The following is a 19,365-nucleotide window of genomic DNA, read 5'->3' as shown; positions in this document are numbered from 1 at the left end:
TAAACGGCTGCTGGCGTGCAGGGTCGCTAAATATGACGAGTGCCGGGGTTGTTAATAAATATAATAAGCGGGTTAAACAAGTTGGCGAACATACAAATATGTTAGAAGTTTTTCTAAATAATATTTATGTAAGTTGGCGTCTTGGTTGTAAGTGGGAAGTTTCTTCGGGGCGAGGCGCTCACCGTCAGTCAGGATGCCCCGCCACAGGGAAGGTCGGGGCAAGAGGGCCGTGTGCCTTACTGCGTATCTTTCTTGCCTTGGGCATCCAGACCATTGAGGTACGCTGTGATCACTTCCATGCCTCGCATCAAGTGATTGCGCAGCGTCAGGATGCTTTCCTGGGTTTTCTTCCGCGCCACCAGGTTCAGCAGTTCGCGGTGGTCTTCCTGGGACGTCTCGCCCAGCCCCATGGCCTCAAGGTTATAACGCAGGAAACGCTCCTCTTCGTTCAACCCATGCTCCACCAATTTGAGTAGCCTTTGGTTCGGGGCTTTGCCATAGAGGGCCATGTGAAACAGTCGATTGAGGCGGCCCATTTCGGCATAGTCTTTTTCCTGCTCAAGAGCACAAATAATGGCGTCCGCCTCGGCAATATCGGCCTCGGTGAGCAAAGGAATCGACAAGCGCAGCGCCTCAGATTCCAGGAGCATCCGCAGTTCATAGGTCTCGGCCGAGTTGTCCTCGATCAAGGGGGCAACCACGGCGCCTTTGTGCGTTACCACATGCAGCAGTGATTGGGCTTCCAGCTGGCGCAAGGCTTCCCTCACCGGCATGCGGCTGACTCCGAACAGGCTGGCCAGTTCCTGTTGACGCATAGCGGTACCGCAGGGCAATCGACCATCCAGGATGGCGTTGCGCAAGGTTTCTTCAATCACGGAACGAGCAAGATGCGCGGGAATAGGACCGCTTATCTTGATGCTGTTCAAAGGGTTCGGCTTCTGCGTCACGGTTACGCTATCCTCCTTTTTCTAATTGGGTAGCTAATTGGATCCAATGCACACTAGAGACTGCCCATGAGCTTGTCAAACGGGCACGGTTTCGGCTTGTAAGCGGTTCAACACCATGCTCTCAGCGCCCACAGCCGGCATTTATGGCTTCTTACGCAACCAGGTTCATTGAGCCTGTTCCAGCAGCCACCAATGGCAAGACCGCCGGCGATGTACTCAAAACACTTTGCCGTTGCAATTTATTTCCCAGGTGCCAGAGGGGTGAGTTCTCACGGTACTTTCCTGCATATGGATATTCATTAACGGTATTTAAATTGAGGTTCTTATATCTATAAAGTCGCTCTCCTGACTGACCGGGAGTGACCTCATGTCCGCCACCTCTACTGTTCCAACAGCGACCGCCACCGCCCAAACCTTCGAGATTCTTCCTTTTTCCGGCAGTGTCGGCGCCGAGATCATCGGCCTGGACCTGTCGCGTCCGGTCAACGATCAGGATTTCACCCGCATCCATCGAGCGCACCTGGACCACCACGTCGTGGTGTTTCGCGACCAACGCATCACCCCCGAACAACAGATTGCCTTCAGTCGCCGCTTCGGTGTGCTGCAGATCCACGTGCTCAAACAGTTCCTGCTGGCCAACCACCCGGAAATCCTGATCGTCTCCAACATCATCGAAAACGGCCAATCCATCGGCCTGGGAGATGCGGGAAAATTCTGGCATTCGGACCTGTCTTACAAAGAGCTGCCGAGCCTGGGCTCGATGCTGCACGCCCAGGAACTGCCGTCTGAAGGTGGCGATACCCTGTTCGCCGACATGCACAAAGCCTGGGACCAGTTGCCCGAGCACCTGCGTAAAGCCGTCGAGGGCCGCAGCGCCGCGCATTCCTACACCGCGCGTTACAGCGAGACCAAATTCGAAGGTAACTGGCGCCCCACGCTGACCCCAGAGCAGCTCGCCCAGGTCGCGGAAGTCGTGCACCCCATCGTGCGCACCCACCCGGAAAACGGCCGCAAGGCGCTGTTCGTCAGTGAAGGGTTCACTACCCGCATCGTCGGCCTGCCGGAAGACGAAAGCCGTGACCTGCTGGCCCAGCTCTACGCCCATAGCGTGTTGCCACACAACATCTATCGCCACCAATGGCAGCCCCACGACCTGGTGTTCTGGGACAACCGCTCGCTGATCCACCTGGCCGCCGGCTGCCCAAGCCACCTGCGCCGCAAGCTGTTTCGCACCACCATCCAGGGCGATGCGCCTTTCTGATCCCCATTTGCGCCAAGTGAGATGAAATGAACATGCCCCTGCAAGGCCACGCGGCCAGCACTCTGAACACGGCGCAGCCGCTGCTGGCGGTGGATAACGTCAGCCTGGAATATCGCACGCCCGAGCGGGTGGTGCGGGCCACCCACCAAGTGAGTTTCGAGATCGACCCGGCCGACCGCTACGTGCTGCTCGGCCCGTCGGGCTGTGGCAAATCCACCTTGCTCAAGTCCATCGCCGGGTTTATCAAACCCTGCGAAGGCGAGATCCGCCTGTTGGGGCAAAAGGTCGAGCAACCCGGCCCGGATCGCATCGTGGTGTTCCAGGAGTTCGACCAGTTGCCGCCGTGGAAAACCGTCAAGCAGAACGTGATGTTCCCGCTGTTGGCCTCGAAGACCTTGAAGCGCGCCGAAGCTGAAGAGCGCGCGCTGCACTACCTCGACAAAGTCGGCCTCAGCGCCTTTGCCGATGCCTATCCACATACCCTTTCCGGCGGCATGAAAGCCCGCGTCGCCATCGCCCGCGCCCTGGCCATGCAGCCGAAAATCCTGCTGATGGACGAGCCCTTCGCCGCCCTCGACGCCCTGACCCGACGCAAAATGCAGGAAGAGTTGCTGCTGCTCTGGGAAGAGGTGCGCTTTACCCTGCTGTTCGTCACCCACTCCATCGAAGAAGCGCTGGTGGTGGGCAATCGCATCCTGTTGCTGTCGCCTCATCCCGGGCGCGTACGTGCGGAAGTCCACAGCCATCAATACGACCTGCACAGCCTTGGGGGCGTGGCGTTCCAGGCATCGGCGCGGCGCATTCATCGCCTGCTGTTCGATGAAGCACCCGAGGCCGAACGTGAGTTGGGTTTCGCCGATATCCGCATCGCTTACTGAAGGGTCAACCCAATGCGCGAGGAATTTGAAATCACCCTGGAACCGCTGCTCAGCGTCCCTGTGGAACGCGAGTTGCCCCTGCGACAGCGCCTGTGGCAACAAGGCTGGCTGCGCAAGGGCCTGATCCTGATTGTGCTCGCCATACTTTGGGAAGCCGTTGCACGCTACCAGGACAACGACCTGCTGTTGCCGAGTTTCTTGCAGACTTTTCATGCGCTGTACGACGGCCTGCTCAGTGGTGAATTGCTCAGCAAAGTCAGCATCTCGCTGGCCGTGCTGATCAAAGGCTACCTGATCGGCATCGTGCTGGCGTTCGCCCTGACCACCCTGGCGGTGTCGACCCAACTGGGACGCGACTTGCTGAGTACCCTGACCTCGATGTTCAACCCGTTGCCGGCGATTGCGTTGCTGCCGCTGGCGCTGCTGTGGTTCGGCCTGGGGCAGAACAGCTTGATTTTTGTGTTGGTGCATTCCGTGTTGTGGGCGCTGGCACTCAATACTTACTCGGGGTTCCTCGGCGTGTCCGAAACCCTGCGCATGGCCGGTCGCAACTATGGCCTCAAGGGCATGCGTTTTGTGCTGTTCATCCTGATCCCGGCGGCGCTGCCGTCGATCCTCGCGGGCCTGAAGATCGGTTGGGCATTTGCCTGGCGCACCCTGATCGCCGCCGAGTTGGTATTCGGTGCCACGAGCGGCAAGGGTGGCCTGGGGTGGTACATCTTCCAGAACCGCAACGAGCTGTACACCGACAAGGTGTTCGCCGGACTGGCGGTGGTGATCCTGATCGGACTGTTGGTGGAGAACCTGGTGTTCGACACATTCGAGCGCTTGACCGTGAAACGCTGGGGCATGCAACGTTGAATACGCTACGATTGCGTCAAATTCACGCGCCACCGATCACGAGTGCCTGGCATGCAACTACCGGACATGAACCTGCTGGTCGCCCTCGACGCCCTGCTCGACGAGGGCAGCGTGGTCGGTGCCGCGCGCCGCATGAACCTCAGCCCGGCGGCCATGAGCCGCACGCTCACGCGTATCCGCGAAGCCGTGGGCGACCCGATCCTGGTGCGCGCCGGTCGTGGCCTGGTGCCCACGCCCAAGGCCCTGCAGTTGCAAGGCCAGGTGCGCAATGTGGTGGAGCAGGCGGCGCTGCTGTTCCGCTCGGCGGACCAGGTGGACCTGAGCACCCTGCGTCGCCGCTTCAGCGTGCGTGCCAATGACTTTTTCATCGGTGTGTATGGCGGGCGCCTGTTCGACACCATGGAGCGCATGGCCCCCCTGTGCGAACTGTGCTTCGTGCCCGAAGGCGACACCGACGACGAGGCGCTGCGCGAAGGTCGCCTGGATCTGCGGGTGAGCAACACCATGCCCGCCAGCCCTGAAGTGAAGGTGCAGAACCTGTTCTCCACTACCTTCGTCGGCCTGGCGCGGGAGGACCATCCGTTGTTCGATGAGGAAATCACCGCTGCACGTTTCGCCAGCTATTCCCATATCAGCATCTCGCGGCGCGGTATTGCGCGGGGGCCGATCGATACCGCACTGAACGCCCAGGGCCTGGAACGTCGCGTGGCGATGATCGCTCCGGGCTTTCACGGTGCAATGTTCATGCTGCCCGATTCCGATTTGCTGTTGCCGGTGCCCAAGGAAGCGCTGCTGAGCGCCACGCGCCTGAAACTGCCACTGCGCGCCTTCGCCTTGCCGATCTCGTTGCCGACCCTGGTATTGGCCCAGTCCTGGCACCCGCGCTTCGACAAGGACCCCGCCCACAAATGGCTGCGTGAAACCATGCGTGAGAGCTGTCACGCCACGTGGCTCGAAGCCCAGCCCGCCTGAGAATTGCGTTTGGCGCACTTATATCCTGCCAACAAGTAACTTTTTGTCATGTGTGTGCCTGATTAAACTGCTCGGGTATTGATCATTCCGAGTTACCTGTTCATGACTTCCCTCGCTGCCCCCACCCTTGCGGCCGCAGCCAGACCCACTGCCATGACCCCGCCCGTATTCGGCCCGCGCATCATCATCGGCCTGGTCGGGGTGTTACTGGCGGTGCTGGTCTCCGGTCTCAACGAGATGGTCACCAAAGTGGCTCTCGCGGATATCCGTGGCGCGCTGTACATCGGGTTTGACGAAGGCACCTGGCTGGTCGCGGCCTACACCGCCACTTCCGTGGCGGCCATGGCCTTTGCGCCTTGGTGTTCGGTAACGTTTTCCCTGCGTCGCTTCACCTTGTATGCCATCGGGTTGTTCACGGTGCTCGGCATCCTGTGCCCGTTCGCGCCGAACTACGAAAGCCTGCTGGTTTTGCGTACCGTGCAAGGCCTGGCCGGCGGCGCGTTGCCGCCGATGCTGATGACCGTGGCCCTGCGTTTCCTGCCGGCCAACGTCAAGCTGTACGGCCTGGCCGGCTACGCACTCACCGCCACCTTCGGCCCAAGCCTCGGCACACCGCTGGCGGCCCTGTGGACCGAGTACGTCGGCTGGCAGTGGGCATTCTGGCAAATCGTCGCGCCGTGCCTGCTGGCCATGGCCGCCGTGGCCTATGGTCTGCCGCAAGACCCGCTGCGTCTGGAGCGCTTCAAGCAGTTCAACTGGCGCGGCCTGCTGCTGGGCTTCCCGGCGATTTGCATGCTGGTGATCGGCATTCTGCAAGGCAACCGCCTGGATTGGTTCGAGTCGGGCCTGATCACCTTCCTGCTGTGTGGCGGGGGGGTGTTGCTGGTGCTGTTCATGCTGAACGAATGGTCGCAGCCCATTCCCTTCTTCAAGCTGCAGATGCTCGGCCTGCGCAACCTGGCGTTCGCCCTGATTGTGCTGGCGGGCGTGCTGATGGTGTTGACCTCGGTGATCATCATCCCGTCGAGTTTTCTCGCTCAGGTGCAGGGTTACCGTCCACTGCAAACCGCGCCGGTGATGCTGCTGATGGCGATCCCGCAGTTGATCGCGCTGCCGCTGGTGGCGGCGTTGTGCAACTTGCGCTGGGTCGATTGCCGCTGGGTGCTGGGGATCGGCCTGGGCATGCTGGTGCTGTGCTGCGTGGGCAGTGCGCATCTGACGTCAGCGTGGATTCGCGACGACTTCTACGGCCTGTACCTGCTGCAAATCTTCGGGCAACCGATGGCCGTGCTGCCGCTGCTGATGCTCTCCACCGGCAGCATCCAGCCCATGGACGGGCCGTTTGCTTCGGCCTGGTTCAACACCATCAAGGGCCTGGCCGCCGTGATCGCCACCGGCGTGCTCGATACCTTGACCACCCAGCGCCTGCACTTCCATTCGACCATGTTGGTCGATCGTCTGGGCAATTCGCCCCTGGCCGACGGCGATGCGCCGGGCCTGGCGCACCGCCTGCATGAGCAGGCCGTGGTGCTGACTTCTTCGGATTTGTACTACGCCATGGCTGCGGTCGCGGTGGCGTTGATCCTGCTGATTTTCTGGATGCCCACGCGGATTTTTCCGCCGCGCGCACCGACTTGATTGAAAGGACTGTTCATGAAACGCAAAGACAAAATCGCCGTCGCCGTCATCGCCATAGTTGCCGTGGGTGTGCTGGTGTACCTGGTCGCGCCGGGCGTGTTGGGCAGCAAGCGCCAGACCACCAACGACGCCTTCGTCGCCGCTGACTTCACCCTGGTGGCGCCGCGTGTGGCCGGCTTCATCAAGGAGGTGCTGGTGGAAGACAACCAGCGCGTCAAGGCCGGCCAGCTGTTGGCACTGATCGACGACCGCGACTTCCGCGCCGCTGCCCAGGCTGCCGATGCCGACGCCTTGGTCGCCCAGGCCCAACTGAAAAACGCCACCGCGACCCTGGAGCGCCAAAGCTCGGTGATCGCCCAGGCCCAGGCCACCGTTGCAGCGGATCGCGCCGAAATGGCCTTTGCCGAACACGAACTGAACCGCTACAACCACCTCGCCGGTGTCGGTGCCGGCACCGTGCAGAACGCCCAGCAAGCCAAGACCCGCATCGACCAGGCCACCGCACGCCTGGCCAACGCTACGGCGGTGCTGGCGGCCGAGCGCAAGCAAGTGGAAATCCTCACCGCCCAGCGCGATGCCGCCGAAGGGGGGCTCAAACGTGCCCAGGCCGCGCTGGAACTGGCCAGTTATCAACTGTCGTATACGCGCATCGTCGCGCCGGTGGATGGCATGGTCGGCGAGCGGGCGGTGCGGGTGGGCGCCTATGTCACACCGGGCAGCAAGATCCTTGCGGTCGTGCCGCTGGAGGACGCTTACGTGGTGGCCAACTTCCAGGAAACCCAGCTTTCCCACATGCACGCCGGCCAAGCGGTGCAGGTGCGTGTCGACAGCCTGGACGGCGAGTTGCTCAACGGCCATCTGGATAGCCTCGCGCCTGCGACAGGCGTGACGTTTGCCTCGGTCAAACCGGACAACGCCACGGGCAATTTCACCAAGGTGGTACAGCGCATTCCGGTGAAGATCATCCTCGAACCCAACCAGGCTCACATTGAACGCCTGCGTGTCGGCATGTCGGTGGAAGCCAGCGTCGACACTCGGCCGGTCGTGCAAGCGCGTGAGGTGGCCCAGCAATGAAGCGAGTTGCCTGGCTCACCTTGAGCCTCATCAGCCTGAGTGCCTGCACGGTCGGCCCGGATTTCCACACGCCGCAGGGCCCGCAAGTGACGCAATGGAGCGAGCCACAGGGGCGCCAGGCAGCCAGCCGCGCCGTCAGTGATCCTTTGCAGGAACGCTGGTGGGATGTGTTCCACGACGAGCAGCTTTCGGCCCTTACACGCCGTGCGCTCACCGACAACCTTGACCTGAAACTGGCCAGCAGCCGTCTGCAACAAAGCCGGGCGGTACGCCAGGTGACGACCGCCGAGCGCTACCCCGAGGTTGATGCGACGGGGGCTTACCAGCGCAAACGCAACAGCGGCCAAGGCCTGAGCGACCCATCCGGCGAGAACGGCCGTGCGGCGTTCAACCAGTGGGACGCGGGCTTCTCCGCCTCCTGGGAGCTGGATTTCTGGGGCCGGGTAAAACGCGAAACCGAAGCCGCCGACGCCACCCTGCAAGTCGCCGAAGACGACCGCCGCGCCGTGCTGCTGTCGGTACTCGCCGAGACCGCCCAGGACTACATCCAATTGCGCGGCGTGCAGAACACCCGCGCCGTCACCGAACAGAACCTCGACGTCGCCCGTCACAGCCTCAAGCTGTCGCAATTGCGACTGGCCGACGGCGTGGCCACCGACCTGGATGTCGCCGAAGCCGCCGCCCAGGTCGCCGCCATCGAGGCGCGCCTGCCGGATCTGCAACAGCGCCAGGACCAACTGATCAACGCCCTCAGCCTGTTGATGGGGGCGCCGCCGCAGGCGCTGCACGCGCAACTGTCCAAGGACGCTGCCGTGCCGCAAACCCAGCGCCAGGTCGCGATCGGCCTGCCTTCGGAACTGGCCGAACGCCGCCCGGACATCCGCCAGGCCGAGGCCCGCCTGCACGCCGCCACTGCCAGCATCGGCGTGGCCAAGGGCGACTTCTACCCGCGCATTACCTTGTCCGGCAGCCTCGGCTCCCAGGCCATGCAACTCTCGGACTTCGGTTCCTGGAGCTCCCGTGCCTTTGCCTTCGGCCCGCAGTTCAGCCTGCCGCTGTTCAACGGCGGGCGCCTGCAAGGCATGTTGAACCTGCGCGAAGCCCAGCAACAGGAAGCGGCGCTCGCCTACCAGCAAACCGTGCTGCGCGCCTGGCATGAGATCGACGACCAGTTGACCCGCTACAACGCCAGCCAATTGCGTCGCGACAGCCTGGCCGAAGCCGTGCGCCAGAACCGGATTGCCCTGCGCACGGCGCAGCAGCAGTACGTGGAAGGCGTGGTGGATTTCGTCAACGTCCTCACCGTGCAAAGCGCACTGTTGGCCACGCAGGAGCAGTGGGTCGAAAGCTCGACCGGCGTCTCTCTGGCGATGGTTGGCTTGTATAAAGCGTTGGGCGGAGGATGGGAATCGGTGTATCCGTTGCGAACGGCGGGCGCGGCTCAGGTTAGGGATTCTGCAAAAACACCACGTACCCCCGAAACCACTCGCTCCCCTGCAAATACCCCGGCGCTTCCCACTCTCCACCCTGAATCAACCCGATCTTGAACGGCAGCCCCAGCCGATTCATGCGTGGCAAGTACGCCGCGTAATCCGGGATGCTATGGCGCCCCTGGTACGTCTGCACCACCACCTCATCCACCACGCCCTTGAGTTGGGCGATGGCAGCCGGGTCGGCGTTGCTGCTCCAGTCCATCAGGCCGGTGATGCTCAGGCGCAGGTCGGCCGGCAAACGCCGGCGCAGGTCGCGCAAGAACCCGGCGTATTCGTGCAGGTATTGGGTGCGCGCATCGAAGTCGATCTGGATACCGACCACCGGGTTGCCCGCGTCGCGCCAGCGTTGCACCTGGCCGAGCAGTTGGCGGTAGACCGGCTCGGGCCAGCGCAGGGTGTGGGCGCGGTATACGATCCAGATGTCGCCCTGGGTCAGGCGCGGCACGCTGATGCCCTGGGCGATCATCCGCACGCCGAGCTGAGGGGCGCGGCGAGTCGAGTTGATCTGGCCCTGGAGGATATACAGGGTCTTGGCCTGCTTGAGTACCGGCTGTGGGGTGACGCCACTCCACAGCCAGAAGGCGTCATAGTCGCGGGCGTCGACAGCGCCGAAGGCCGGGCTTGCCAGCAACAGCAAGCCGAGCCACAGGTGCTTCACCAGTAGTACTGCAGGGACTTGCCCCACTGGGTGTCGGCGAAGCCGGTTTTCAACTGGCGGAACCACGCCTTGCGCACGGCCGGCTCCACCTCGACGCCGCCGCAGCTGTTGTAGCCCGATGGCCCGTAGCAGTTGATGGCGCGGAACAATGCATAGGCTTTGTCGTTCTTCGGCGCCTTGGCGTTGCCGATCACTTGCTTGTAGCCGTCCAGGCGCGAGAAGGTTTCACCCTTGAAGTCCGACGCGGTGCTGCCCAGGCTGCCGGCGGCGCGTGCCTGTTCCAGCGGCATGCCGTCCAGGCCGTTGCGCAGGATGAACTCGCCCAGGCAGTTGAGGCCCTGTGGGTTTTTGGCATCGGCCTGCAAGGTTGTGGCGATCTGCGCGATGCTCGGGCAGGCGTAGCCGGACTCGGCTTTGTCACCGTTCCACTGGAATAGCTTCAAGGTCTGGCTGGCGCTGTAGACGTAGCCCAGGCTGGTGCCCAGCTTGTCTTCCGGGGCGCTGGCCGGCAGTTGCTTGAGGTCCTCGGCGAAGGTGGCGAACTGGCCGCGCAACAGGTCTTTGTAGAGCAGCACGAATTGTGCGGTCTGGCGTTCCAGCGGGTCGCTGGCCTGGGCGATCTGCTGGCGCAGCAACTCAGGGCCGGCGACGTTGCGCAGCAGGATGTAACGCACCTGCTTGGCGCTGATCGGCGAGTCGGCGGCGAACACCTTGGCCAACTGGCCGCTGCGTTCGTAGTTCATCGCCAGGGCCAGTTCCACCTGATCGCGTTGCAGCGGCAATTTCGCCAGGGGCAGCAGTTGCAGCCAGAGCGCTTCGGCGCCTTTCCAGTCTTTTTTCTCTTCCAGGGCGAGTGCGCGCAGGGTCTGTTGGCTGAAGGCGAAGTAATTCAGGTTCGACGGCACGCTTTGCGGCAACAGCTTCAGGGCGGCGTCCGGTTGATGCTCGCTGTACAGCGCGTTGACCGCCAGCAGGTAGTCATACAAGTCCGGCGCACTGGCGAACGCGGCTTTTTGTTTTTCCAGATCGGCGCGGGAGAGGGCGGGCTGGTTGCCGCCGCGCATCACCATCAAGTCACTGACAAACTGGATCATCGGTGTGGAGACGGTCTCGCTGTTGACCATCAGCAGCTTGAGGTCGGCTTCCTCCACCAGCTCATCCACCGACACATTGCGCTGTGTGTCAGTGGCCTGGGTCATGGCCCAGGCGTAGGCCTCGGCAAGCTTGCTGTTGTCATCCCCCAGCCAATAAACCCGGCGCAGCAGGCCTCGGGCGGAGGCCACGTAAACGCCTTGTGGATAAGTCTTCAGATAGCCGAGAAAACCTTGTTCGGCGTCGTTCAAGGCCGACTTGTCCACACGCGCGAGTTGCGGCATGCCGTATTCGTCGAAGGCCTCGGCCTGGGCCAGGTTCAAGGACGTGCGTGCCGTCATGTACAGCGCGGTTTCCTTCAGCCAAGGCAGAGGGCTGGAGCTGGCGGCGGCAAACCCCCGTTCGGCATCGCCGAAACGGCCACTGTAGAAGTCGGCAGCGGCTTGCAGGTAAGTGCGCAACAGTTGGCCATCGGCGGACTGGATCTGCTGGGCGTCGACTACCTGGCCTTCCCACGAGCAGGTCGTCAGCAACTGCAAGCGCGCCTTCACCAGCAACTCGCGTTCGGCCGCCGGCATGTCGGCCTTGGTCACCTGGCTGATGAACGCGGTGGCGCTGTCATCGTCGTTGCTGCGGCAGCGGCTGCCTTCGCCACTCAGAAACTCTTCCCCGGCGGTTTTGTACTCGTCACGCTTGATGCCCAGGGGCTGGAGCAGCGCGTCCAGTTCGGCAGTGCGCGAGTCGTCGGGCTTGTTATCCGGTTCTTCGTTGGTGCTCGGAACCGGCGCCAGGCGGTAGACCGGGAAGGGCACCGCGCCAAAGCCCTGGGACAGATCGTCTTCGCTCAAGGCATTGGGTGCCAGGGGCGCCGCGTTTTGGTCGGCCAGCAGCAGGCGCAGGTTGACGCGACTGTCGTTGCCGGGGCTGAGGAAAGGCAGGTTGCTGCACGAATCGAGGCTGTCACGCGAAACCCGCCAGTCGGGGTAGCACGAGTCGTCGGAACTGGCCTGAGCCTGTAGGGAAATAACGGCGAGCAATGCCAGTGCCAGGGGTGACAGAAAACCGATGCGCATGACGTGTCCTTGATCCTGAGTCCTTGGAGGGGCGCAATAATAGCCTGTTCCTGCGGTTGCTTCGGAGAAGCCCTGCACAAATTGCTGATTTGTCCGATTCCAGCGGCGGATCCTGGGCTTTTGTCCTAGAGTGGCGGTGTTTGCGCTTGGGCAATCAGGGGAATTGAGGTGCGTCGGTCTGTGGTAGAGCAAAACGAAAAGGTCGGGACGTTACCGGCACTCAATCGCCTCACGTGGGAAGGTGCCGGCTGGATCAGCGGTCTCTGGTGGTTGCCGATCCTGGCGCTGGCCATGGCCCTGCGGTTTTACCACCTGACGGCGTCGGCGATCTGGGGTGACGAGGGTTCGAGCCTGCTGCTCAGCGAATACGCCGTGGGCGACCTGTGGTTCCACGCCGCACACGACGTGCACCCGCCGCTGTATTTTTTCCTGCTGCGCGGCTGGATCGAGCTGTTCGGCGACAGCATCTGGTCGATTCGCGGCATGAGCGCCATTCCCGGTGTGGTCGCCGTGGGCCTGGGCGTCTGGCTGACCCGGCAACTCTCCACCCGCCGGGCGGCGGTGCTGGCGGGGATCCTGCTGGCGCTGTTGCCGACGGCGGTGCGCTACAGCCAGGAAGTGCGCATGTATTCGCTGCTCGGCGTGTGGCTGCTGGGCGCCACGCTGGCGCTGGTGTACTGGGTGCGCCAGCCCGAGCGCACGCGTTATCTGGCGGCGTATGTGGTGTTGATGAGTGCCGGTTTCTACACCCACTACTTCACCGCGCTCTGTGTGCTGGTGCACTGGGCTTACCTGGGTGTGTTGTGTGGCACGGCGCCGCGAGGCCAGCGCCTGATCACGCGTCCGGCCTGGTGGGCGGCCAACGCTGCGATTGTGCTGTTGTACCTGCCGTGGCTGCCGAACCTGCTGGACCTGGTGCAGCATGTCGAACAGCTCAAGGTGGGGGGCGACATCGGTTGGGAAGATCCCGTCAGCCTGTTCTCCCTGCCGTCGATGATCTGGCAGTTCGTGCTGCAGGATGAAGGCGTCGGCTTCTGGGCGCCGCTGTTCTGGCTGTTTCCGCTGCTGCTGGTGGCGGTGGTTGTCATTACCGCCTGGCGCGATCGCGAACGCCACCGACCGGCCAGCCTGTTGTTGCTTTTTTTCCTGTTGCCACTGCTGCTGGTCTACGGCGTGTCGTTTATTTCCCCGGTGTTTATCGAACGTTACCTGACGGTGTACGCCCTGGGCTTGCCGATCCTGCTGGCGATGGCCATTGATCGTCTGCCGTCGCGGTTTGCACTGCTGGGCGCGGCATTGTTTGTGCTATTCGTCGGCGTCGAGCTGGTGGGATTGAAGAACAATTTCACCGTGGATGAGCACGACCAGTTCAATGTGCCGGTGGAGTTCGTCAACCGCAATTACCAGGAAGACGACCGCATCGTCCTCAGCGACATGTTGTGGTACCTGAGCTATGTGTATTACGACCAGACCGATGCCCAATTGCAGCTCTACACCCCACCTAAGCCGGATGGCGCCTCAACCCGGCCGAATGCCTATGGTTTCGGCACCCTGGTGGACCAGGACGGCGGACGCATCTACCTCGACCGCCTGTCGGCACTGCCCGCCGAAACCCGCCGTGTGTGGCTGATCAGCAGCAATGAAGCGCCGGACGAATTCGCCCCGCTGCCCGAAGGCTGGCGCGAACTCAGTCGCCAGGATGGCGGAGGCGCCAGGGCGCGCTTGTTCGTGTTGTGCAATGTCCCGTCGGCGCAACCCGAGGGCTGCCGCTAGACTGGGTAAATGCTTTTCTATCAGGAGCCCGTCATGCAATCGCCCGTACATAGCTTGCCATCACTGTTCAAACAGCTCGGGCTGCCCGATGACCCGGTGAGTATCGAGAAATTCGTGGCGGTGCATTCACCGCTCAAACCGGAGCTGAACCTGGCGGATGCGTTTTTCTGGACGGACAGCCAGAAGGCGTTTTTGCGCGAGGAGATTCTGGAGGATGCGGATTGGGCAGAAGTGGTGGATGAGTTGAATCTGATGTTGCGGGGTGGGCGAGGGGTGCAAAAAACTTAGCAGAAAGGGCAAAAGTTGAAAAAATCTGGTGAAGGTTAAAAAAATCTGAGGTTTTTCCGCGTTAGTGAACTTTTTCTGACGCACGGGCCATGGGGTTGATGGCGGGAATTCAGCACCGGCCCCCAAGACCCGCTTTACTTACCGCTACCACCCACCACCCATCCGCAAAATTGTTTCAAAACTTGACGCATCTGGCTTCACCTATCATATTGATAGTTAGCAAACTAACTGTATGCGAACTATCCAGTGCCTCAATCCCTCGAACAACTCCAGATGAACCTCAGCAGCAGCATGGTGGTGGGCGCCCGTAACTGGCGCAAAATCTGCCAGACCACGCTGGTGAGCTATGGCATCTCCGAAGCCTGCGCCGTGCCGTTGTTGATGATCGGTCGCCTGGGCGACGGTGTGCACCAGGTCAAAGTGGCTCAGGCCTCGGGGATGGAAAGCCCGTCGTTGGTGCGCTTGCTCGACCGGCTGTGCACCGACGGTTACGTGTGCCGTACCGAAGACATCCACGACCGTCGCGCCAAGTCCCTCAGCCTCACCGAGCGTGGCCGCGAGTTGGTACAGGCGGTGGAAGTGCAGTTGGTACGCCTGCGCAAAGAAGTGCTGGCCGACATGACCCAAGGTGATATGGAGGCCGCGCTGCGCGTGCTGCGTGCCTTCGAGGCGGCGTCGCTTTGAACGGATTTTTTACCGGTTTCCCGCCCGCTCGTGATTGGTTCTACGGGGTGCGCACCTTCGCGGCCTCGATGATTGCCTTGTACATCGCCATGCTTATGCAAATGCCACGTCCGTACTGGGCGATGGCCACGGTGTATATCGTTTCCAGCCCGTTTGTCGGCCCGACCAGTTCCAAGGCGCTGTACCGTGCCATCGGCACTTTCATGGGCGCGGCGGCGGCCGTGCTGTTCGTGCCGATGTTCGTGCAGTCGCCCTACATGCTGGTGGTGGTGATTGCCCTGTGGACGGGCACTTTGCTGTTCCTGTCGATGCATTTGCGCACGGCGAACAACTACGCGCTGATGCTCGCCGGCTACACCTTGCCGTTGATCGCCTTGCCGGTGGTGGATAACCCGCTGGCGGTGTGGGATGTAGCTGAAGCGCGTACCGAAGAAATCTTCCTCGGTATCGCCGTAGCGGCGGTGGTGGGTGCGATGTTCTGGCCGCGCCGGCTGATGCCGGTGTTCGATGGCTCGGTGGCCAAGTGGTTTGCCGATGCCCAGGTCTACAGCCAACGCTTTATCACGCGCAATGTGGCGCCTGAAGAAATCAGCACCTTGCGCGGCGGCATGGTCGCCACCTTCAATACCCTCGAATTGATGATCGGCCAGCTGCCTCACGAAGGCGCACGGCCGCAGACGGTGCGCAATACCAAGGAGCTGCGCGGGCGCATGATTCACCTGCTGCCGGTGGTGGACGCCCTCGACGACGCGCTCTATGCCATCGAACATCGCGCGCCCGAGTTCCTCGATAAAATCACGCCGCTGCTGGAAGCGACCAGCCAGTGGCTGGAGGACACCCAAGAAGCGGCGCCAATGGAACGCTGGCGCGTCCTGCGTGATCAGGTCGACGCCCTGCAGCCCAGCGGCGAAGCGCTCGACGATCGTCACACGCTGCTGTTCTCCAATGCGCTGTATCGTCTGGCCGAGTGGATCGACCTGTGGCAGGACTGCCGCAGCCTGCAAGCCGCCATCCAGTGCGAAAGCCAGGACACCTGGCGCGCCGTCTACCGCCACTGGCGCCTGGGCCGGCTCACGCCGTTCCTCGACCGTGGGCTGATGTTCTACTCGGCGTTTTCCACCGTCACCGCGATCATTGTCGCGTCGGTATTGTGGATCCTGCTCGGCTGGACCGACGGCGGCAGCGCGGTGATCCTGGCCGCCGTCGCCTGCAGCTTTTTTGCCTCGATGGACGACCCGGCGCCGCAGATCTACCGGTTCTTTTTCTGGACCGCCATGTCGGTGTTGTTCGCCAGTCTCTATCTGTTCCTGGTGCTGCCCAATCTGCACGACTTTCCGATGCTGGTGCTGGCCTTCGCGGTGCCGTTCATCTGCATCGGCACGCTCACCGTACAGCCGCGTTTCTACCTGGGCATGTTGCTGACGCTGGTGAACACCTCGTCGTTCATCAGCATCCAGGGTGCTTACGACGCCGACTTCCTCAACTTCGCCAACGTCAACCTGGCCGGGCCGGTGGGCCTGCTGTTCGCCTTTGTGTGGACGCTGATCGCGCGGCCTTTCGGCGCCGAGCTGGCGGCCAAGCGCCTGACCCGTTTCAGCTGGCGCGACATCGTCAGCCTCACCGAACCTGCGACCCTGGCCGAACACCGCCACATGGCCGTGCAGATGCTCGACCGCTTGATGCAACACCTGCCGCGCCTGGCCCTGATCAACCAGGACACCGGCACCGCCCTGCGCGATTTGCGCGTGGCGTTGAACCTGCTCGATTTGCTGGCCTACTCGCCGCGCATCCTCGGCGTGCCACGGGTGTTGCTCAACCAAGTGGTGGAAGGTGTGGGCGGTTACTTCAAGGCGTGTCTCAAGGCCGGTGAACGCTTGCCCGCGCCCAGCGGTCTGCTGATGACCCTGGACCGCACGCGCCGTGCCCTCAACGGCCAAGGCCTGCAAGACGAAGACGACACCCGCCTGCACTTGCTGCACGCGCTGGCCGGTTTGCGCCTGGCGTTGCTGCCAGGTGTGGAGTTCATTGGCGGCACTGAGATGCAAGCGCCGCTGCCTGATGGAGCGCCTTTATGATCGGTGATCTGGATATCAGCGGGGTGTTCCTGCCCACGCTGCTGGTGCTGATGGGCATTACGTATGTGTTGTTCCTGGTGGTGCACGGGTTGTTGACCCGCCTCCACTTCTATCGCCTGGTCTGGCACCGGGCATTGTTCAATGTGGGGCTGTACGCGCTGTTGCTGGGCGCGGTGGACTCACTCAGTCGATACCTGATGACATGAAAAAACCTTTTTTGACCATCGGCCGTGTAGTCCTCACGTTGTTGATCGTGACGTTCGCGGTCGTCGTGGTGTGGCGCATGGTCATGTACTACATGTTTGCCCCCTGGACCCGTGACGGCCACATCCGTGCCGACATCGTGCAGATCGCCCCGGACGTGTCCGGGCTGATCCAGCGCGTGGACGTGCACGACAACCAGTTGGTGACCAAAGGCCAGGTGCTCTTCGCCGTCGACCAGGACCGCTTCAAGCTGGCCCTGCGCCAAGCCCAGGCCGCCGTGGCCGACCGCCAGGAAACCCTGGCCCAGGCCCAGCGCGAGTACAAGCGCAACCGAGGCCTGGGCAACCTGGTGCCCAGCGAGCAACTGGAAGAAAGCCAATCCCGTGTGGCACGTGCCCAGTCGGCCCTGGCCGAAGCCCAGGTGACGGTGGATTCCGCGCAACTGAACCTCGACCGCTCGGTGATCCGCAGCCCCGTGGACGGCTACGTCAACGACCGTGCGCCGCGTACCCAGGAGTTCGTCACCGCCGGGCGCCCGGTGCTGTCGGTGGTGGACAGCAATTCGTTCCATATCGACGGCTATTTCGAAGAAACCAAGCTCGACGGTATCCATGTCGGCATGGGCGTGGACATCCGGGTGATCGGCGACAACGCCCGCCTGCATGGCCACGTGCAAAGCATCGTCGCCGGTATCGAAGACCGCGACCGCAGCAGTGGCTCCAACCTGCTGCCCAACGTCAATCCGGCGTTCAGCTGGGTGCGCCTGGCCCAGCGGATTCCGGTGCGTATCGCCTTTGACGATGTGCCGGCGGACTTCCGCATGATCGCCGGGCGCACGGCCACCGTCTCGATCATCGGCGACAAGGTTAAAGACGGAGACAAGCCATGAAGCAGCTGCTGGCCACCGCTACGCTGGGGTTGCTGCTGTCGGCCTGCCAAGTGGTGGGGCCGGATTACACGCTGCCGGAAAAGTCCGCCATCAACCGGAGCGACCTGCAAGGGCAGATTGCCGGCGAGGGTGGCAACGTCGTCTCGGCCCCGGTGCCGGCCGACTGGTGGAAGCTGTACAAGGACCCGCGCCTGGATGAACTGGTGCGCCAGGCCATGGCCTCCAACACCGACTTGCGGGTGGCCGCCGCCAACCTGCAGCGCGCGCGGTTCCAGACCCAGGAAGCTGAGTCCGCAGGCGGCTGGAGCGCGGGCGCAAAGGCCGAGGCCCAGCGTCTGCAGGAATCCGGTGAAGCGTTTTTGCTGACGGAAAAAGTCCCGGTGGCCAACATCGGCAGCGTGGGGATCACCACCTCGTACCAGTTCGATTTGTTCGGCGCCTTGCAGCGCGGTATCGAAAGCGCCCAGGCCAACGCGGATGCGGCTCAGGCCGCTGCCGACATCGCCCGCATCACCCTGGTGGCGGATGTCGTGCGTTCCTACACCCAGGTGTGCGCAGCCAATGAAGAGCTGGCCATCGCCAACGAGTCCCTCGACCTGCAAGCCCAGAGCACCCAGCTGACCCAACGCCTGCGCGACGCCGGGCGGGGCGATGAAACCCAGGTCACCCGTTCGCAGACCCAATACAAATCCCTTCGCGCCGACATGCCGCGCTACGAAGCAGCGCGCCAGGCCGGACTGTTCCGCCTGTCGATGCTGCTGGCCAAGCCGGTGGATCAATTGCCGGCCGGCACCGGCACTTGCGCCGAGCTGCCGCATATCGCGCAATTGCTGCCGGTGGGCGATGGCGCTGCGCTGCTCAAGCGCCGTCCCGACGTGCGCCAGGCCGAACGCCAACTGGCCGCCGCCACGGCGCGTATCGGTGTGGCCACCGCTGCGCTGTACCCTGACATCAGCATTGGCGCCACCGTGGGTACCGTCGGCATACTGGACGACTTGGGCACGGCGCCCACCAACCGCTGGGGCTTCGGCCCGATGGTCAGCTGGACGGTGCCGACCAACGGCGCCCGCGCACGCATCCACGAAGCCGAAGCCGCCACCCAGGGCGCCCTGGCCCACTTCGACGGCGTGGTGCTCAATGCCATCCGCGAAACCCAGACCGGCCTGGCGCAATACACCGCGCAACTGCAACGCCGTGATGCCCTGAATGAGGCCGGTGAGTCGGCGAAGGAAGCGGCGGGCCAGACCCATCGCTTCTTCCAGGCCGGTCGCGCGTCGTTCCTGGCCGACCTGCAAGCCACCCGCACCTATACCGATGTGCGCGCCCAGCTGGCGGCGGCCAACACCCAGGTTGCCATGAGCCAGATCGATCTGTTCCTGGCCTTGGGCGGCGGCTGGGAAAGCGGACGAACGCAAGCGTCACAGCCCGGCAAACCCTGAGCTAAAAGCTATGCTTGGTCAGGTGGGGCGCCGTGACGCTCCACCTGACACTGCTCGCGTTTGCTC

General features: G+C 62.8%; 17 protein-coding genes. 14 read left to right on the top strand and 3 right to left on the bottom strand.

The window, feature by feature from the left end; all coding sequences use genetic code 11:
• Nucleotides 1-236 precede the first annotated feature (236 nt).
• Entirely contained in the window at nucleotides 237-947 is a 711-nt protein-coding gene (locus BM110_RS14000; protein WP_071489593.1) for a GntR family transcriptional regulator, read from the bottom strand.
• A 367-nt stretch (nucleotides 948-1,314) separates the two neighbouring features.
• Between BM110_RS14000 and BM110_RS13995 the strand changes: the two genes are divergently transcribed.
• From BM110_RS13995 to BM110_RS13965, 7 genes are all read left to right on the top strand, one after another.
• Nucleotides 1,315-2,208, top strand: a complete 894-nt coding sequence (locus BM110_RS13995) for a TauD/TfdA dioxygenase family protein (RefSeq protein ID WP_071489594.1) — start codon at nucleotides 1,315-1,317, stop codon at nucleotides 2,206-2,208.
• A gap of 26 nt (nucleotides 2,209-2,234) precedes the next feature.
• Nucleotides 2,235-3,086: an ABC transporter ATP-binding protein gene (locus BM110_RS13990; protein WP_071489595.1), complete on the top strand. Its 852-nt coding sequence runs from the start codon at nucleotides 2,235-2,237 to the stop codon at nucleotides 3,084-3,086.
• A 12-nt stretch (nucleotides 3,087-3,098) separates the two neighbouring features.
• Nucleotides 3,099-3,947 (top strand): ABC transporter permease, encoded by an 849-nt coding sequence (locus BM110_RS13985; protein WP_071489596.1) that lies wholly within the window; start codon nucleotides 3,099-3,101, stop codon nucleotides 3,945-3,947.
• A gap of 51 nt (nucleotides 3,948-3,998) precedes the next feature.
• Nucleotides 3,999-4,919, top strand: coding sequence for a LysR family transcriptional regulator (locus BM110_RS13980; protein WP_071489597.1), 921 nt, complete (start codon nucleotides 3,999-4,001; stop codon nucleotides 4,917-4,919).
• 102 nt (nucleotides 4,920-5,021) lie between these two features.
• Nucleotides 5,022-6,557 (top strand): MFS transporter, encoded by a 1,536-nt coding sequence (locus tag BM110_RS13975; protein WP_093513617.1) that lies wholly within the window; start codon nucleotides 5,022-5,024, stop codon nucleotides 6,555-6,557.
• 15 nt (nucleotides 6,558-6,572) lie between these two features.
• Complete coding sequence (locus BM110_RS13970) at nucleotides 6,573-7,631, top strand: HlyD family secretion protein (RefSeq protein ID WP_093121903.1); 1,059 nt, start codon at nucleotides 6,573-6,575, stop codon at nucleotides 7,629-7,631.
• A complete protein-coding gene (locus tag BM110_RS13965) occupies nucleotides 7,628-9,178 on the top strand; it encodes an efflux transporter outer membrane subunit (protein WP_256572955.1) in 1,551 nt (516 codons plus the stop codon). The genes BM110_RS13970 and BM110_RS13965 overlap by 4 nt, the downstream gene beginning before the upstream one ends.
• Here BM110_RS13965 and BM110_RS13960 read toward each other — a convergent pair.
• Nucleotides 9,078-9,782, bottom strand: coding sequence for a DUF3142 domain-containing protein (locus BM110_RS13960; protein WP_093121898.1), 705 nt, complete (start codon nucleotides 9,780-9,782; stop codon nucleotides 9,078-9,080). The two genes, BM110_RS13965 and BM110_RS13960, sit on opposite strands and share 101 nt — an antisense overlap.
• A complete protein-coding gene (locus tag BM110_RS13955) occupies nucleotides 9,779-11,947 on the bottom strand; it encodes a PA5441 family protein (RefSeq protein ID WP_093513610.1) in 2,169 nt (722 codons plus the stop codon). Before BM110_RS13955 ends, BM110_RS13960 begins: the two co-directional genes overlap by 4 nt.
• Nucleotides 11,948-12,115: 168 nt before the next feature.
• Here BM110_RS13955 and BM110_RS13950 point away from each other — a divergent pair, with 168 nt between their 5' ends.
• The 7 genes from BM110_RS13950 to BM110_RS13920 all read left to right on the top strand — a co-directional run bounded on the left by BM110_RS13950 (nucleotide 12,116) and on the right by BM110_RS13920 (nucleotide 19,299).
• Nucleotides 12,116-13,720 carry a glycosyltransferase family 39 protein gene (locus BM110_RS13950; protein WP_093513609.1) on the top strand — a complete coding sequence of 535 codons (1,605 nt, stop codon included), beginning with the start codon at nucleotides 12,116-12,118 and terminating at the stop codon, nucleotides 13,718-13,720.
• Between the two features lie 33 nt (nucleotides 13,721-13,753).
• Nucleotides 13,754-14,008, top strand: a complete 255-nt coding sequence (locus BM110_RS13945; protein WP_058425812.1) for a DUF2789 domain-containing protein — start codon at nucleotides 13,754-13,756, stop codon at nucleotides 14,006-14,008.
• A gap of 273 nt (nucleotides 14,009-14,281) precedes the next feature.
• Complete coding sequence (locus BM110_RS13940) at nucleotides 14,282-14,692, top strand: MarR family winged helix-turn-helix transcriptional regulator (RefSeq protein WP_058425810.1); 411 nt, start codon at nucleotides 14,282-14,284, stop codon at nucleotides 14,690-14,692.
• On the top strand, nucleotides 14,689-16,767 hold the full coding sequence (locus BM110_RS13935; protein ID WP_092248756.1) for an FUSC family protein: 2,079 nt from the start codon (nucleotides 14,689-14,691) through the stop codon (nucleotides 16,765-16,767). The genes BM110_RS13940 and BM110_RS13935 overlap by 4 nt, the downstream gene beginning before the upstream one ends.
• Nucleotides 16,764-16,973 carry a DUF1656 domain-containing protein gene (locus tag BM110_RS13930; RefSeq protein WP_010214247.1) on the top strand — a complete coding sequence of 70 codons (210 nt, stop codon included), beginning with the start codon at nucleotides 16,764-16,766 and terminating at the stop codon, nucleotides 16,971-16,973. Before BM110_RS13935 ends, BM110_RS13930 begins: the two co-directional genes overlap by 4 nt.
• Nucleotides 16,970-17,860 (top strand): efflux RND transporter periplasmic adaptor subunit, encoded by an 891-nt coding sequence (locus BM110_RS13925; protein WP_058425808.1) that lies wholly within the window; start codon nucleotides 16,970-16,972, stop codon nucleotides 17,858-17,860. The genes BM110_RS13930 and BM110_RS13925 overlap by 4 nt, the downstream gene beginning before the upstream one ends.
• Nucleotides 17,857-19,299, top strand: coding sequence for an efflux transporter outer membrane subunit (locus tag BM110_RS13920; protein ID WP_093513608.1), 1,443 nt, complete (start codon nucleotides 17,857-17,859; stop codon nucleotides 19,297-19,299). The genes BM110_RS13925 and BM110_RS13920 overlap by 4 nt, the downstream gene beginning before the upstream one ends.
• Nucleotides 19,300-19,365: the final 66 nt, after the last annotated feature.

This window comes from Pseudomonas sp. NFPP28 (genome assembly GCF_900115535.1).
Lineage (GTDB): Bacteria > Pseudomonadota > Gammaproteobacteria > Pseudomonadales > Pseudomonadaceae > Aquipseudomonas > Aquipseudomonas extremorientalis.
The sequence above is the reverse complement of the archived record's forward strand: the minus strand, read 5'-3'. Positions and strand labels throughout refer to the sequence as shown.

Excerpts from the sequence above, each read along its gene's own strand:
- BM110_RS13995 (WP_071489594.1), top strand. The coding sequence starts at position 1,315 with ATGTCCGCCACCTCTACTGTTCCAACAGCGACCGCCACCGCCCAAACC.
- BM110_RS13990 (WP_071489595.1), top strand. The coding sequence starts at position 2,235 with ATGAACATGCCCCTGCAAGGCCACGCGGCCAGCACTCTGAACACGGCG.
- BM110_RS13985 (WP_071489596.1), top strand. The coding sequence starts at position 3,099 with ATGCGCGAGGAATTTGAAATCACCCTGGAACCGCTGCTCAGCGTCCCT.
- BM110_RS13980 (WP_071489597.1), top strand. The coding sequence starts at position 3,999 with ATGCAACTACCGGACATGAACCTGCTGGTCGCCCTCGACGCCCTGCTC.
- BM110_RS13975 (WP_093513617.1), top strand. The coding sequence starts at position 5,022 with ATGACTTCCCTCGCTGCCCCCACCCTTGCGGCCGCAGCCAGACCCACT.
- BM110_RS13970 (WP_093121903.1), top strand. The coding sequence starts at position 6,573 with ATGAAACGCAAAGACAAAATCGCCGTCGCCGTCATCGCCATAGTTGCC.
- BM110_RS13965 (WP_256572955.1), top strand. The coding sequence starts at position 7,628 with ATGAAGCGAGTTGCCTGGCTCACCTTGAGCCTCATCAGCCTGAGTGCC.
- BM110_RS13955 (WP_093513610.1), bottom strand. The coding sequence starts at position 11,947 with ATGCGCATCGGTTTTCTGTCACCCCTGGCACTGGCATTGCTCGCCGTT.
- BM110_RS13945 (WP_058425812.1), top strand. The coding sequence starts at position 13,754 with ATGCAATCGCCCGTACATAGCTTGCCATCACTGTTCAAACAGCTCGGG.
- BM110_RS13940 (WP_058425810.1), top strand. The coding sequence starts at position 14,282 with ATGAACCTCAGCAGCAGCATGGTGGTGGGCGCCCGTAACTGGCGCAAA.
- BM110_RS13930 (WP_010214247.1), top strand. The coding sequence starts at position 16,764 with ATGATCGGTGATCTGGATATCAGCGGGGTGTTCCTGCCCACGCTGCTG.
- BM110_RS13925 (WP_058425808.1), top strand. The coding sequence starts at position 16,970 with ATGAAAAAACCTTTTTTGACCATCGGCCGTGTAGTCCTCACGTTGTTG.
- BM110_RS13920 (WP_093513608.1), top strand. The coding sequence starts at position 17,857 with ATGAAGCAGCTGCTGGCCACCGCTACGCTGGGGTTGCTGCTGTCGGCC.